This window comes from Streptomyces fuscichromogenes (assembly GCF_014645815.1).
Lineage (GTDB): Bacteria > Actinomycetota > Actinomycetes > Streptomycetales > Streptomycetaceae > Streptomyces > Streptomyces fuscichromogenes.
This window is the reverse complement of record NZ_BMML01000019.1, coordinates 29,740-44,856: the sequence shown is the minus strand read 5'-3', so window position 1 is coordinate 44,856 and position 15,117 is coordinate 29,740. Positions and strand designations below refer to the sequence as shown.

General features: G+C 70.4%; 12 protein-coding genes and 1 pseudogene. 2 read left to right on the top strand and 11 right to left on the bottom strand.

Going from position 1 to position 15,117, the window contains the following annotated elements; genetic code table 11:
- Positions 1-395: 395 nt before the first annotated feature.
- A complete protein-coding gene (locus IEZ11_RS33655) occupies positions 396-980 on the top strand; it encodes a hypothetical protein (protein WP_189266745.1) in 585 nt (194 codons plus the stop codon).
- A 317-nt stretch (positions 981-1,297) separates the two neighbouring features.
- Positions 1,298-1,504, top strand: coding sequence for a DUF5999 family protein (locus IEZ11_RS33650; protein WP_181807334.1), 207 nt, complete (start codon positions 1,298-1,300; stop codon positions 1,502-1,504).
- Positions 1,505-1,612: 108 nt separating this feature from the next.
- On the opposite strand, the gene IEZ11_RS33645 is transcribed toward IEZ11_RS33650, so the two are convergent.
- The 11 genes and pseudogenes from IEZ11_RS33645 to kdpA form a co-directional block, all read right to left on the bottom strand.
- Positions 1,613-2,665, bottom strand: a complete 1,053-nt coding sequence (locus IEZ11_RS33645) for an endo-1,4-beta-xylanase (RefSeq protein ID WP_189266744.1) — start codon at positions 2,663-2,665, stop codon at positions 1,613-1,615.
- Positions 2,666-2,704: 39 nt separating this feature from the next.
- On the bottom strand, positions 2,705-3,538 hold the full coding sequence (locus IEZ11_RS33640) for a carbohydrate ABC transporter permease (protein ID WP_189266743.1): 834 nt from the start codon (positions 3,536-3,538) through the stop codon (positions 2,705-2,707).
- Positions 3,535-4,530 carry a carbohydrate ABC transporter permease gene (locus tag IEZ11_RS33635; RefSeq protein ID WP_189266742.1) on the bottom strand — a complete coding sequence of 332 codons (996 nt, stop codon included), beginning with the start codon at positions 4,528-4,530 and terminating at the stop codon, positions 3,535-3,537. Before IEZ11_RS33635 ends, IEZ11_RS33640 begins: the two co-directional genes overlap by 4 nt.
- Before the next feature lie 8 nt (positions 4,531-4,538).
- Positions 4,539-5,831, bottom strand: a complete 1,293-nt coding sequence (locus IEZ11_RS33630) for an extracellular solute-binding protein (RefSeq protein ID WP_189266741.1) — start codon at positions 5,829-5,831, stop codon at positions 4,539-4,541.
- Between the two features lie 149 nt (positions 5,832-5,980).
- Complete coding sequence (locus IEZ11_RS33625; RefSeq protein ID WP_189266874.1) at positions 5,981-7,495, bottom strand: glycoside hydrolase family 43 protein; 1,515 nt, start codon at positions 7,493-7,495, stop codon at positions 5,981-5,983.
- Between the two features lie 115 nt (positions 7,496-7,610).
- Positions 7,611-9,428 (bottom strand): APC family permease, encoded by a 1,818-nt coding sequence (locus IEZ11_RS33620; RefSeq protein ID WP_189266740.1) that lies wholly within the window; start codon positions 9,426-9,428, stop codon positions 7,611-7,613.
- A gap of 355 nt (positions 9,429-9,783) precedes the next feature.
- Positions 9,784-9,973, bottom strand: a pseudogene (locus IEZ11_RS33615) (sensor histidine kinase KdpD); the annotation flags it as partial.
- A gap of 14 nt (positions 9,974-9,987) precedes the next feature.
- Positions 9,988-10,671 (bottom strand): response regulator, encoded by a 684-nt coding sequence (locus tag IEZ11_RS33610; protein WP_189266739.1) that lies wholly within the window; start codon positions 10,669-10,671, stop codon positions 9,988-9,990.
- Positions 10,671-11,303, bottom strand: coding sequence for a potassium-transporting ATPase subunit C (locus tag IEZ11_RS33605; RefSeq protein WP_189266738.1), 633 nt, complete (start codon positions 11,301-11,303; stop codon positions 10,671-10,673). Before IEZ11_RS33605 ends, IEZ11_RS33610 begins: the two co-directional genes overlap by 1 nt.
- Before the next feature lie 24 nt (positions 11,304-11,327).
- On the bottom strand, positions 11,328-13,451 hold the full coding sequence (kdpB, locus tag IEZ11_RS33600) for a potassium-transporting ATPase subunit KdpB (RefSeq protein ID WP_189266737.1): 2,124 nt from the start codon (positions 13,449-13,451) through the stop codon (positions 11,328-11,330).
- Positions 13,448-15,112, bottom strand: coding sequence for a potassium-transporting ATPase subunit KdpA (gene kdpA, locus IEZ11_RS33595; RefSeq protein WP_189266736.1), 1,665 nt, complete (start codon positions 15,110-15,112; stop codon positions 13,448-13,450). Before kdpA ends, kdpB begins: the two co-directional genes overlap by 4 nt.
- Positions 15,113-15,117 lie beyond the last annotated feature (5 nt).

Sequence of the window (15,117 nt, the reverse complement as noted above, 5' to 3'; positions counted from 1 at the left end):
CAGTATGCAACTTCAGGTTCCCCGTTCCCCTCGTGAAAAACGCCGACTGCATCCGGCCGACCGCGACAGCCCCGTCATACGAGGTCAGTAGGGTTCCGACGGGCGGGAAATCGGGAGGATTCCGCACGAATCAACGGCCGAATTGCGCCTAGCCATGTTCTGTGAAACGGCCCGGTGAAACGCCACCTGAACAGGCGTCGTATAAACTCCGCGAACAAGGCAGAAGGCTGGCGCCCACGGTCCTGGTTCCTGCCGTCCGAGTGACGTGTGGCAGGCAACGCCCGCATCTCTCTTCACCGAACCGGGCCCCCGCCTCTCTGACCTCCTGTGAGCTGACAGCGCCGTCCGCCCCCGCCCTCGCGCCGCCGCGCCTGTCGAATGAGAGGCGACCCACCATGCCGCTGCAAGTCCCTGCTGCCCCCGCGCCCGCACTGCGTTCCGTCCTGACCGCCCTTGGCTCTCCCACCGCGGTCCGCGAGGCCCGGACCCCGTCCCTGCGCACCGCCCAGGGACCCGCGACCCCCGAACTCCCGCTTCCCGTACACGTCATGGACCGGATCACCCCGGAGGGCGTGTCCGCCACCCGGCTGGCCGGCTGGCGCTTCCTGATCCGCTGCGGCGACCGGGCGGTGGCCGGGGCCGACACGATGCTCACCCCGGACGGCTGGGCCTTCTCGCACTTCTTCGAGGGCCCCTACATCACCTCCACCGAGCGGGCCGTACACCAGGCAGAGGCCCTGCAACAGACGTACCAGCCGCGCCTGTTGTCCCTGCCCGGCCTGTACATGCTCACCCTCTGGCTGCACGGCGACTGCACGGCGGACGGCGCCGAGGGACACCCGGCCGCCACCGACCTGCTGGTGCCGCTGGCGCCCGCCCCGCCCGGCATCGCGGCCCACCGGCCGCACCTGGTCGCCGAGCTCCTCCCGGTGCTGACCCACCGGATCACCCCGGCGCCCCTGCTCATCACACCCGCCTGACATCTGCGCCGCAGCCCCCGTCGTGCCCCGCCGCTCCCGGTCGAGCGGCGGGGCACGCACTGCTTTCCTTTCCATTCCGCTCGTACGAGCAATTCACCGCTCCAAAGAGACTGACTAGCCCCATCCGGCCATGTGAAATCATCCGAAAGGACAACCGGGCCGAGTTGAACCGTCCGCGCGGGTGACGCGTCTCCAACCTGTGAGAAGCGGTGCAGCCAAATCCCTGCGGAGCAACGTCCGGAAGGCAACACTGGATTCTGACCGACTCATCAGCACGGGGGACCTAGATGACCACGACCGAGCGAGAGACCCTATCCATGTGCCAGCACCAGCCGCCGTGTCCGACAGCCGAATCCGCCGACCGGGAGTCCGCCCGCCTCATGGCGCACCACCCGGAGCAGGGGTGGAGCCTGCTGTGCAACGGCGTTCTGCTCTTCGAGGACACCGGTGAGCTCCTGCCCGACGGCCAGATCATCGCGCCGCACCGCCCGCTCGGTGCCGGCCGTGTGGTGACCGCCGCCTGACGGACCAGCGCACCACTCCCGGGCGGCCCCGCCGCTCCGCCCGGTGACCAGCAGGGGCCGGACGCACACCCAAGGTGCGCACCGGCCCCGACGTGTGTCCGGGGCCGGTTACCCCGTGTAGCCGAGCGCTGTGCGCAGCGCGAAGTAGGCCGGTTTGGGAGCGAACGTCTCGTCCCAGGGCAGGGCCGCGCCCTCGCCGGGGAAGAACGCCGGGATCCACGAGTACTTGTCCGTCCAGTCCCAGACCGTGATGCCCACGCAGTGCCGGACCGCCAGGCAGGCCTTGGTCAGATCGGCGTACCAGGCGGCCTGCTCGGCCAGCTTCTCGTCGGTGGCCGGCAGCTGCATGCGCACGTCCACCTCGGTGAGCGCGGTGTCCAGGCCGAGCCGGGAGAACCGGCGGAGGTTGTCCTCCAGGGTCGACGGATAGCCGTACTGGAGGGCCAGGTGGGCCTGGAAGCCGATGCCGTCCAGCGGGACCCCCGCGGCCCTGAGCTGCTGGGCGAGCGCGTAGTAGGCGTCGCTCTTCGCGCCGAGGCCCTCGATGTTGTAGTCGTTGAGGTAGAGCCTGGCGTGCGGGTCTGCCTGGTGGGCCCAGCGCAGCGCGTCCGCGATGTAACCGGGGCCGAGCGTCTTGTACCAGAGGGTCTCGCGGTAGCTGCCGTCCTCGTTGAACGCCTCGTTGACGACGTCCCAGGAGTAGACCTTGCCCCGGTAGTGCCGTACCTCGGTCTGGATGTGCTTCTTCAGGACCGCCCGCAGTTCGGTGGCCGTCCAGTCACGGGAGGTGAGCCAGTCGGGCAGCTGGCTGTGCCAGACCAGGGTGTGGGCGCGGATCTGCTGGTGGTTCCTGCGGGCCAGGTTCACGATCTGGTCGCCGTTGGTCCAGTCGAAGACGCCCTGCTGGGGCTCGGTGGCGTACCACTTCATGCCGTTGCCGGGCGTGATCATGTCGAACTCGGTGCCGAGCAGCTTCGTGTAGGCGGTGTCGGTGAGTTCGGGGTTGTCGGTGGCACTGCCGAAGTAGCGGCCATGGCGCTGGGCCAGTTCGGCGAGGGTGGGCGGCCGGTCGTGGGCCTGGGCGGCCGGGCCGGTGGCCACTCCCGCCGCCACGAGTACGGCCGCGAGGGCACCGGCGAGTCTGAGACGCGTGCGGGACATCGTGCGACTCCTGTCCGTGAAGGGGCGTGAAGGGGGTGTTCAGCCCTTGGTGGCGCCTGCGGTGAGGCCGCCGACGAGCTGGCGCTCGGCGACCGAGTAGAAGGCCAGGGCGGGAACCATGGCGAGGACCAGATAGGCGAAGACCCGGGCGGTGTCGGTGGCGTACTGGCCCTGGAACTGCTGCACGCCGACCGGGATCGTCCACCACTTCGGGTCGGTGAAGACCAGCAGCGGCAGGAAGAAGTTGTTCCAGCTGGTGACGACCGCGAGCACGGAGACCGTGCCGAGCGCCGGCCGGGCCATGGGCAGCAGGATCCGCCAGAAGAAGGCGAACGGCCCGCAGCCGTCGAGGGTCGCGGCCTCCTCCAGCTCACCGGGGATCTCCCGGAAGAAGCCACGCAGGATGATGATGGTCATCGGCAGTCCGAACGCGGCCTGCGGCAGGATCACGCCCAGCGGGTTGTCCAGCAGGTCCATCGAGCGCAGCAGCAGGAAGAGCGGCAGGGCGGCCACCGCGAAGGGGAACATCAGGCCCATCGTGAACACGGTGAACAGCACTTCCCGCCCGCGGAACGCGAACCGTGCGAAGGAGAAGGCGGCGAGTGCCGAGACCGCGACCACCAGGACGGTGGTGGCGACGGCGATCAGCGTGCTGTTGCCGACCAGCCGCCAGAACGCGCCGGAGCCGAGGATGCCGGTGTAGTTGGAGGTGATCCAGGACTCGGGCAGCCCGACCGGGTTGCGGGACAGCTCGCTGGTCGTCTTGAACCCGGAGAGCAGGGCGTACAGCAGGGGTACGACCATCAGCGCGCCGACCACGACGAGGACCAGGTGCAGCGGAAGTGTCCGTACGGTCTTGCGGCTGCCGTTCATGCGCCGTCCCCCCGCATGTTCGTGGTGGCGCCCGCCAGGTCGCGGCGGAGCACGAACCGCTGGTAGGCGAGGGCGAAGACGAGGCTGACGCCGAACATGGCGACGCTGATCGCGCTGGCGTAGCCGACCTGGTAGCGCTTGAAGCCGTACTGGAACATGGTCACGGCCATGGTCTCCGAGTGGTGGTCGGGGCCGCCCGCGGTGACCACCCACACCAGGTCGAAGAGCTGGATGGAGCCGATCACCGACAGGAAGACGCTGATCCGCAGGGTGGGGGCGAGCAGCGGCAGGGTGACGTGCCGGAAGCGCTGCCAGGGCGAGGCGCCGTCGACGGTCGCGGCCTCCGTCAGCTCGGCCGGGATGGACTGGAGTCCGGCCAGGTAGAGCATCATGTGGAAGCCGAAGTACTTCCAGGTCATGACCAGGAAGAGGGTGGCCATGACGGTGGAGGGGTCGGCGAACCACTTCCCGCCGAGCGCGCCGAGGCCGATGTCGCTCAGCAGGTGGTCGGCGAGCCCCTCGTCGGGGGCGAAGATCATGCCGAACAGCACGCCGGTGATCGCCTCGGAGAGCACGTACGGCGCGAAGAACAGCATCCGGTAGACGGCCCGGCCGCGGATCCGCTGGTTGAGCAGGACCGCCATGGCGAGGGCGAACGGCAGTTGCAGCGCCAGCGACAGCACGACCAGGAGCAGGCAGCGCCACAGGTCGCCGAGGAAGACGTCGTCCTGGAGGAGTCGGGTGAAGTTGTCGGCGCCGGTGTAGTCCGAGGGCATGCCGAAGCCGCCCCAGCGGAAGAACGAGGCGTACAGCGCGAACAGGATCGGCAGCAGGACGAGCACGCCGAACAGGACGAGGGCGGGCAGCTGGAAGCCCATCGCGGTGAGCCAGTGCAGCAGCCGGCGCCGGGTGCGCGCCCGGCCCGCGGGCGGGAGCGGGCGCGGCGCGGCGTCCGGCCCCGGCCGCGTGCCGGGCAGGTAGGTCGAGGTCATCGGGCGGCCTACTGCTCTTCCTTCGCGGTCTTGGTGATCGCCTGGGTGACGTCCTGGGGCGACTTGGATCCGGCGATCAGCCCGGCCACGCTGTCGTTGACCTGCTGGCCGACGGCGGGCGCGTAGGCCTGGTCGAGGTAGAGCTGGAAGCCGGTGGCGGCCTTCAACTGGGCCTGCACGAGCTTGAGGTTGGCGTCGCTCAGCGCGCTCTCGGCAGCCGGTACGACGGGCAGCACGCTGGTCTTCTTCACCAGTTCCACGTCCGTCGTCTCGGAGGCGAAGAACTTCAGGAAGTCGACGGCGGCCTGCGGGGCGTCGGCGCGCAGTGCGTGTCCGCCGCCGCCCCCGAAGACCTCGGTGACGGTGCCCTGGCCGCCCTCGACGGCCGGGAACGGGAAGAAGCCGAGGTCGGCGCCGATGCCCTTGCCGGCGTCGGCCTCGACGCTCGGGGCCCACTGGCCCATCAGCTCCATCGCGGCCTTGGCGTTGCCGACGGAGGCGGCCTGGCCGGTCGGGCTGGAGTAGGCGGCGCCCAGGAACCCCTTCTGGAAGGGCTGGAGGGCGACGAGGTCCTTCAGGTGTTGTCCGGCCTCGACGAACCCGGCGCCGGTGAAGTCCTTGTCGTCGTTCGCCTTCTTGAGGGCGGCGATGCCGGCGGTGCGCATCGCGAGGTAGGCCCAGTAGTACATGCCGGTCCAGCTCTCCTTGCCGGCCAGGGCGAGGGGGGTGACACCGGCGGCCTTCAGCTTCTTCACGGCGTCGAGGAAGGCGCTCCAGGTGGCCGGGGGCGCGCTGATGCCGGCCTTCTTGAAGAGCGCCTTGTTGTACCAGAAGCCGACCATGCCGATGTCGAAGGGGATGCCGTAGGTCTTGCCGTCCAGGAGGTACGGCTGCTTGGCGACCGGGAGCAGGCCGTCGGCCCAGGACTTGGTGGGGGCGGTGAGGTCCTTGACCAGCCCGGCGTCGACCTGCTGCTGGAGGACGCCGCCGCCCCAGGTGTGGAAGATGTCGGGGAGCTTCCCGGAGGCGGTCAGGGCCGTCATCTTGGTCTTGTAGGCGTCGTTCTCCAGCTGGACGATCTTTATCTTCACCTTGGGGTTCTGTGCCTCGAACTTCTTGGCGAGGGCCGCCCAGACGCTTTTGGCCGGTTCGGTCGTGGAGATGTTCCACCACTCGACGGTGGTGGTTCCCGACGACCCCGAGTCCGAGCCGCCGCCGCACCCGCTGAGGGCGGTCATGCCCAGCCCGGCGGCCGCGGTGGCCGTCAGGAAGCCGCGTCGGGACAGTGCCGGGTCGCCCATGTTGCGCTCCTTGGGATACGGGACGACCGACGCCGTCCTGGTTCGGTGGTGCTCTGGGGGCCGCCGTTTTCGAAACATTCGGTATTTTCACCGAACGTTCCGAACGGCGACTCTAGAAAGGCGGATCAGGAGCGTCAAGGTGTCGCGCATCAGCTGATGGGCACGTATTCGAACCAGTCGAAGGCGGACCGGCCCTCGGTGACGTACATGCCGACGACCCGGCCGGTGAACCCGCCCGCCACCTCGGTGGAGAGGTACCGGCCGTCGAGTTCGGCCAGCCGAACGACACCGTCGGACGTTTCCACCGAAAGGGTCACGGCATCGGGCCCGGCGGGGCGCACGCCGGTCCCGTCGTCCTGGCCGGGGGCGGTCGCGGTGGGCGGTGGCACCCGGGTCGTACGGATCTCCACCACGAGGGTCAACGGACCCGGCGGCACGACGAGTTCGGCCAGCCGCTGCCGCAGCGGCCCGATCCGCGCGACCGCGCTCGCCACTCCCCCGCCCACCTCCAGGTCGTAGTGGTGGGCCTCGTCGATGCGGACCGACAGGCCCGCGCGTCCCGGGCCCGGGTCGAGCAGGGCGGCGGCCCGGCAGTCGGCGTGCTGCTGGCGCCGGCCGACGAAGGTGTGCCCGGCGCGGTCCAGGGTGTCCCCGGTGGCCGTGAGCGTGAGCCACCCGGGCCGTTCGGCCAGCGACCAGGACCCGTCCGGCCGGCTGCGCGGGGAGATCCAGTGCGGCGCGAGGGCCGGGGCCGTGAAGTCGTCCCGCGCGGGCGGCTGTTCGACCGGGTGCCGGGCGGCCGGCGCCCCGTGCCGGGCCCGGACCGGGCCCATCCGCGGCCAGCCGTCCACCCACGTCACCGGGGCCAGGAAGGTCTCCCGGCCGAGCACATGGAACTCCGGGAACCAGCCGCGCGGCCGGGTGCCGAGCAGCACCGCCCACCAGCTGCCGTCGGCCGCCCGGACCAGGTCGGCGTGTCCGGTGCTCTGGACCGGCTCCCGGGTGCCCCGGTGCGAGACCAGCGGGTTGCCGGGCGCGGGCTCCCAGGGCCCGCGCGGCGAGCGGGCGCGGGCCACGGACACCCCGTGGCCGAGCGCGGTGCCGCCCTCGGCGACCAGCAGGTACCACCACCCGTCGATCCGGTAGAGATGCGGTGCCTCGGGGTCGCGCAGCCCGGTCCCGGACCACATCGGCAGCGGGCCCTCCAGCACCTTCCCGGTCCGGGTGTCGATCCGGGCGACCGCGACCCCCGCCACCGCGCACCAGCAGTCGCCGTTCTCGTCCCAGGCGAGGTCCGGGTCGATGCCGGGGACGTCGATCCACACCGGGTCGGACCAGGGCCCCTCGGGCCGCTCGGCGGTCACGAGGAAGTTGCCTCCGCCGCTGACGTTCGTCGTGACGACGTGGAAGAGCCCGTCGTGGTGCCGGATCGTCGGGGCGTACACACCGCCCGAGGCCGGCGTGTCGTCCGGCAGCGTCAACTGCCCCGGCCGGTCGAGGACGTTGCCGAGCTGCCGCCAGTGCACCAGGTCCCGGCTGCGGAAGAGCGGGACGCCGGGGAAGTACTCGAAGCTGGAACAGACGAGGTAGTAGTCCGCCCCGACCCGGCACACGCTCGGGTCCGGGTGGAAGCCGGGGATGACCGGGTTGTCGTACGTCCGCATGCGCGGGTCCTGCATAGGTGTACCCCTCCCCAGGCCGCACCGAAAGTTTCGGCACGGTCGGCGAACATTACGGGGCGCACTGTAGGAGTCCGTCCGAGCTCCGACAAGGCGGCGGTCACAGCTTCAACCGGTACGGCAGCAGACACACCACGACGTCGGTGCGGGCCCGCAGGACGGTGGCGAGGAGCAGGCCGCGCTGGTTCTGGAGGATCTCGTAGCGCCGGTGCCTCGGCTCCACCTCGGGGATGAGGACGGCGACCTGGCGGCCGTCCGCCGCCGCCCGTTGCACGTAGGCGACGACGGGCTGCACCAGCGAGCGGTGCGGGCTGTCGATGATGTCGAGGCGCACGCCCGGGTCCCAGCGCGCCCAGGCCTCCTCCAGGGCCCGGGACCTGGCCGGGTCGGCGTGCACCGCGACCGCGACCACCTCGTCGCCGAGGGCGAGGGCGGCGCCGACGGCGTGCCGGGCGAGCTCGCTGACCTCGCCGATCGGCACGATCACCAGGCTGGCGGTGCGCCGGGGCGGCGGTTCCGGGATCCGGCCGAGGCCCAGTTCCTCGCCCACCTCGGTGTAGTAGCGCTGGATCCGGGCGAACAGCAGCATCAGCAGGGGTACGGCGAGCACGACCACCCAGGCGCCCGACAGGAACTTGCTGAACAGCAGGATGACGCCGGCCAGGGTGGTGAGCACGGCACCGGTGCCGTTGATCAGCGCACGGCGTCTCCAGCCGGGCGGGCGCCGGGCCGCCCAGTGCCGGACCAGGCCGAGCTGGCTGAGGGTGAAGCCGATGAAGACGCCGATGGCGAAGAGCGGCAGCAGCCGGTGGGTGTCGGCGTCGGTGGCCAGCAGGAGGAGCGCGGCCAGCAGGGCGAGGGCGACCACGCCGTAGCGGTAGACCGGGCGTTCGGCGCGCAGGCCGAAGAGGTGGGGCAGCCGGTGGTCGCGGGCGAGCAGGCTCATCAGCACCGGCAGGCCGCCGAAGCTGGTGTTGGCGGCCAGCCCGAGGACGAGGGTGACGACGAGGTTGGTGGCGTAGTAGGGCCAGCCGGTGCCGTAGGCGCCCGCGGTGAGCTGGGCGAGGACGGTCACCCCGCCGCGCGGGGCCACCCGGTCGCGGTGGATCAGGACGGCCAGCCCGATCAGCATGGTGCCCAGCAGCGCCCCCAGCATCAGTTCGGTGCGCTGGGCGCGTCTGACCCTCGGCTCCCGGAAGGTCGGCACGGCGTTGGCGATGGCCTCGACACCGGTCAGGGCCGAGCAGCCGGACGAGAACGCCTTGAGGACCACCAGCGCGGTCAGCGCCTCGGTCGCGTGCACGGGACGGGCGGTGCCGACGACGGCGAGCGGGTGCGCGCGCAGCAGGCCGAGCAGGATCACCCCGAGGATCGCGACGACGAAGAGGACGGTCGGCAGCATCAGCACCCGGGCGCTCTCGGTGACGCCCCGCAGGTTCACGGCCGCCAGCAGGGCCAGACCGACCAGACAGACGAGCAGCTTGTCGCCGGCGAGGGCCGGGAAGGCGGAGGCGAGCGCGTCGGCGCCCGCGGCGAGACTCACGGCGACGGTGAGCACGTAGTCGACGACCAGGCTGGCGGCGGCCAGCAGGCTCGCGGTGGCGCCGAGATCGGCCTTGGCGACGGCGTAGGCGCCACCGCCGTCCGGGTGTACGGCGATGACCTGGCCGTACGAGACGACGAGCGCCGCGAGCAGGAAGGTGATCGCGAGGGTGATGGGCAGGGTGGCGGTGAGCGCGCCGGTGCCGGCGACCACCAGGGCCAGCACGATCGCCTCGGGGCCGTACGCCACCGAGCTGAGCGCGTCCAGAGAGAGCGCGGCCAGGCCTTCCAGACTGGTCAGACGGTGTTTGTCGCCCTCGCCCGGACGCAGCGGAACCCTCGGTCTCAGTTCACGGCGTGCCAGGCCATACACCATCGGGACCTCATCGGGGCCGGAAGGGACGGGTCGCCACCAGTGTCAGCGGCCGCCCGGTCAGGCGCAGCCCACGAGCCGCCGACCTGGCCGGGCCCGGGGGCGGTCATGTCCGGGGGCGGTCATGTCCGAAGGCCGCCGCCTCCTGGGGGCAGGGATGCTGACGGGACACCGGCCACCTGCCCTTCGGCGCTGGTGGCGGTGGTCACAGCGGCTGTCAGAGGCGTGCCAGGAAGCTCCCCGGGCACTGGCGATCACCCGTTCGGCGCAGTGTGATGCAACAACCGGATCGGGGTACCCGTCCGGCCGGCTGCGGAAGAACGGTGGAGACATGTCCGGTGACGACGCCTGGTGGGTGCGCCGGCAGTTCCTCGACGTCCTGCCGGCGCTTGGCGTTGCGGGAGCCGGGGATGTCGGTGTGCGGGAGTTCGTCGACGAGGGCGACCCGGGGGGCGGCGCGCGAGCACGGCGTCGACGTCCATCTCCGTGAACACCGCGCCCCGGTACTCCAGTTCGCGGCGCGGGAGTTCCTCCAGGCCGTGCAGCATTGCCGCGTGCCATGTCATCCTTCGAAGCGGTAGCCCGTGCCGGGCTCGGTGATCAGATACCGGGGGTGCGAGGGGTCCGCCTCCAGCTTGCGGCGGAGCTGGGCCATGTGGACCCGCAGGTAGTTGGTCCTGTCGCGCTGCGACACCCCCCACACCTCACGCAGCAGGTGCTGCTGCGTGACGAGCCGGCCGGGGTTGGTGACCAGGATCTCCAGCAGGTGCCACTCGGTGGGGGTGAGGCGCACGTCGCGGCCCGCGCGTACGGCCTTCCTGGCGAGCAGGTCGATGGTGAAGCCGTCGGTCTCCACCAGGGTGGTCCCGGGGACGAGCGGCACGTCCTCGGTGCGGCGGACCGCGGCCCGCAGCCGGGCGAGGAGTTCGTCCATGCTGAACGGCTTGGTGATGTAGTCGTCGGCGCCCGCGTCCAGCGCGGCCGCCTTCTCCTCGGAGGCCTGCCGTGCCGACAGCACCAGGATCGGTACGCGGGTCCGGCCGCGCAGCGCCCTGATGACGTCGACCCCGTCCATGTCGGGCAGTCCGAGGTCGAGCATCACCACGTCGGGCTGACGCGCGGCCGCCAGCCGGAGGGCCGTGGCGCCGTCGGGCGCCGCGTCCACTCCGTACCGGCGTGCCTGCATGTTGATCACGAGTGCCCGTACCAGCTGGGGGTCGTCTTCCACGACCAGCACGCGGGTCATCAGCTGCCCCTGGTCAGATCCTTCAGTGCGATGTTGAGTTCGAGGACGTTCACCCGGGGCTCCCCGACGAAGCCGAGGGTGCGGCCCGTGGTGTGGTCCTTCACCAGCCTCTCGACCGAGGTGACCGGCAGGTGGTTGCGTTCGGCCACCCGGCGCACCTGGAGCTGCGCGTACGCCGGGGAGATGTCCGGGTCCAGTCCGGAGCCGGAGGAGGTGACGGCGTCGGCGGGCACCTGGGACGGTGTGACCGGGTAGCCGGGCACCGAGTTGTCCTTGACGACCGCGGCCCTGGCGGCCTGCACCTGCCGGATCAGCACCTTGTTGTCGGCGGCGAGGTTGGTCGCGCCCGAAAGGATCAGCTTGTACCGGGTGTTGACGCTGTTGCTGCCGAGCCCGTTCGCCGGACGGCCCTGGAAGTAGTCCAGGCTGTAGCCCTGTTGTCCGATCAGGGACGAACCGACGACCTTGCCCTGCGACTTGGTCTCGGAGCCGTTCGCCTTGTCGTGGAACGCGGCCTGGGCGATGCCGGTGACCACGAGCGGGTAGATGACGCCCGTCACCAGGGTCAGCACGAGCAGCGCCCGCAGACCCGCACCCAGCAACCGGGCAGTGTTCGTAACGGAGTTGTTCATGGCGATCAACACGCTTTCAAAAAATTACAGCCCGGGGACGAGGGAGATGAGCAGGTCGATGATCTTGATGCCGATGAAGGGGGCGATCAGCCCGCCGATGCCGTAGATCGTCAGGTTCCGGCGCAGCATCTTGTCCGCACTCACCGGCCGGTACTGCACGCCCTTCAGGGACAGCGGCACCAGCGCGACGATGATCAGGGCGTTGAAGATGACGGCCGACAGGATCGCGGAGTCCGGCGAGGACAGGCCCATGATGTTGAGCTTGTCCAGACCGGGGTACACGGCCGCGAACAGCGCCGGGATGATCGCGAAGTACTTCGCCACGTCGTTGGCGATGGAGAACGTGGTCAGCGCACCCCGTGTGATCAGCAACTGCTTGCCGATCTCGACGATCTCGATGAGCTTGGTCGGGTTGGAGTCGAGGTCGACCATGTTGCCGGCCTCCTTGGCGGCCGACGTACCCGTGTGCATCGCCACGCCGACGTCCGCCTGGGCCAGCGCCGGTGCGTCGTTGGTGCCGTCGCCGGTCATCGCGACCAGCTTGCCGCCCGCCTGCTCCCGCTTGATGAGCGCCATCTTGTCCTCGGGCGTGGCCTCCGCGAGGAAGTCGTCGACACCCGCCTCCTCGGCGATCGCCTTGGCGGTCAGCGGGTTGTCGCCCGTGATCATGACGGTCTTGATGCCCATGCGGCGCAGTTCCTCGAACCGCTCGCGCATGCCCTCCTTGACGACGTCCTTGAGGTGGATGACGCCCAGGACCCGGGCGCCCTCGGCGTCCTCGACCGCGACGAGCAGCGGGGTGCCGCCGGCCTGGGAGATGGCGTCGGCAAGGGGGCCCGCGTCCTCGGCGACGGTGCCGCCCTGCTCGCGGACCCAGGCGAGGACCGAACCGGCGGCGCCCTTGCGGATCTTCCGCCCGTCCACGTCCACACCCGACATCCGGGTCTGGGCGGTGAAGGCGATCCACTCGGCGTGCGCCAGCTCGCCCTGGTGCCGCTCCCGCAGCCCGTACGTCTCCTTCGCCAGTACGACGACGGACCGGCCCTCGGGGGTCTCGTCGGCCAGCGACGACAGCTGGGCGGCGTCGGCCACCTCGGCCTCGGTGGTCCCGCGCACCGGCACGAACTCGGAGGCCTGGCGGTTGCCGAGGGTGATGGTGCCGGTCTTGTCGAGCAGCAGGGTGGAGACGTCGCCGGCGGCCTCCACCGCACGGCCCGACATGGCCAGCACGTTGCGCTGCACCAGCCGGTCCATGCCCGCGATACCGATCGCGGAGAGCAGCGCGCCGATGGTGGTCGGGATCAGACAGACCAGGAGGGCGACCAGTACGACCATGGTCAGGTGGGTGCCGGCGTAGTCCGCGAACGGCGGCAGGGTGGCGACGGCCAGCAGGAAGACGACGGTCAGCGAGGCGAGCAGGATGTTCAGCGCGATCTCGTTCGGCGTCTTCTGCCGGGCCGCGCCCTCGACGAGGCTGATCATCCGGTCGATGAAGGTCTCGCCCGGCTTCGTCGTGATCTTGATGACGATCCGGTCGGAGAGCACCCTCGTACCGCCGGTCACGGCGGAGCGGTCACCGCCGGACTCCCGGATGACCGGAGCCGACTCGCCGGTGATCGCCGACTCGTCGACCGAGGCGACGCCCTCGACGACGTCACCGTCGCCGGGGATGATGTCGCCGGCCTCGCAGACGACCAGGTCGCCGATCCTCAGCTCGGTACCGGGCACCTGCTCCTCGGCGCCGTCCACCAGCCGCCGGGCCACCGTGTCGGTCTTGGCCTTGCGCAGGGTGTCGGCCTGGGCCTTGCCACGGCCCTCGGCGACGGCCTCCGCGAGGTTGGCGAAGATCACGGTCAGCCACAGCCAGGCGCTGATGGTCCAGCCGAACCAGTCGCCCGGGTCCTTGAAGGAGAAGACCGTGGTCAGGATCGAGCCGACCCACACCACGAACATCACGGGGGACTTGACCATCACCCGCGGGTCGAGCTTGCGGCAGGCCTCGGGGAGCGACCTGACCAGCTGCCTGGGGTCGAACAGGCCCGCGCCGACACGTCCTTCGGCGGGCTTGTGCCCGGTCGGGGCGTCCTGGTGGGGCGCAAGGGTGGGAGCGGACATCGTGTCCTCGTGGTCTTCCGTGCGGGTGGTCATGACGCCAGCCCCTCGGCGAGCGGCCCCAGCGCCAGGGCCGGGAAGTAGGTCAGACCGGTGATGATCAGGATCGCGCCGACGAGCAGGCCGGTGAACAGCGGCTTCTCGGTGCGCAGGGTGCCGGCCGTGGCCGGGACGGGCTTCTGCTCGGCGAGCGAGCCGGCCAGCGCCAGCACGAACACCATCGGCAGGAAGCGGCCGAACAGCATCGCGAGCCCGGTCATGGTGTTGTACCAGTCGGTGTTCGCGTTCAGGCCGGCGAACGCCGAGCCGTTGTTGTTGGCCGCCGAGGTGAAGGCGTACAGCACCTCGGAGAAGCCGTGCGCGCCCGGGTTGAGCATGGAGTGCGGCGGGGTCGGCAGGGCCATGGAGGCGGCCGTGAAGACGAGGGCCAGCGCCGGGGTGATCAGGATGTAGATCGCCGACAGCTTGATCTCGCGGGCGCCGATCTTCTTGCCCAGGTACTCGGGTGTACGGCCGACCATGAGACCGGCGATGAACACCGCGATGACCGCCATGACGAGGATGCCGTAGAGGCCGGAGCCGGTGCCGCCGGGCGCGATCTCGCCCAGCATCATGCTGAGCATGGTGATGCCGCCGCCGAGACCGGTGAAGGAGGAGTGGAAGGAGTCCACCGCGCCGGTCGAGGTGAGCGTGGTCGACACCGCGAAGATCGACGAGCCGCCGATCCCGAAGCGGACCTCCTTGCCCTCGTAGGCACCGCCCGCGGCCTGGAGCGCCGCGCCGTGGTGGGCGAACTCGGTCCACATCATCAGGGCCACGAAGCTCAGCCAGATGGTGAACATCGTGGCGAGGATCGCGTACCCCTGCTTCACCGAGCCGACCATCACACCGAAGGTGCGGGTCAGCGCGAACGGGATGAGCAGGATCAGGAAGATCTCGAAGAGGTTGGTGAAGGGCGTCGGGTTCTCGAACGGATGGGCGGAGTTGGCGTTGAAGTAGCCGCCGCCGTTCGTACCCAGTTCCTTGATGGCCTCCTGCGAGGCCACGGCCCCGCCGTTCCACTGCTGCGACCCGCCCATGAACTGCCCGACCTCGTGGATGCCGGAGAAGTTCTGGATCGCGCCGCAGGCGACCAGGACCACCGCGGCGACCGTGGCGAACGGCACCAGGATGCGGACGGTGCCGCGCACCAGGTCGGCCCAGAAGTTGCCGATCTCACCGGTGCGGGAGCGCGCGAACCCGCGCACCAGCGCCACCGCGACGGCGATACCGACAGCCGCCGACACGAAGTTCTGCACGGCCAGACCGGCGGTCTGCACCACATGCCCCATGGTCTGCTCGCCGTAGTACGACTGCCAGTTCGTGTTGGTCACGAAGGAGACGGCCGTGTTGAACGACTGTGCAGGGTCGACCGAGTCGAAGCCCAGAGAGCCGGGCAGGACGCCCTGCAGCCGCTGCAGCAGGTAGAGGAAGAGGACGCCGATCAGGGAGAAGGCGAGGACCCCGCGCAGGTAGGCGGGCCAGCGCATCTCGGTGTCGGGGTCGGCGCCGATGCCCTTGTAGATCCACTTCTCGATCCGCCAGTGCCGGTCGGAGGTGTAGACCCTGGCCATGTAGGTGCCGAAGGGGATGTAGCAGAGCGCCAGCGCGCCTATGAGGGCGGCGAGTTGGAGCACGGCGGCGGTAACGGGACCCATGTCGT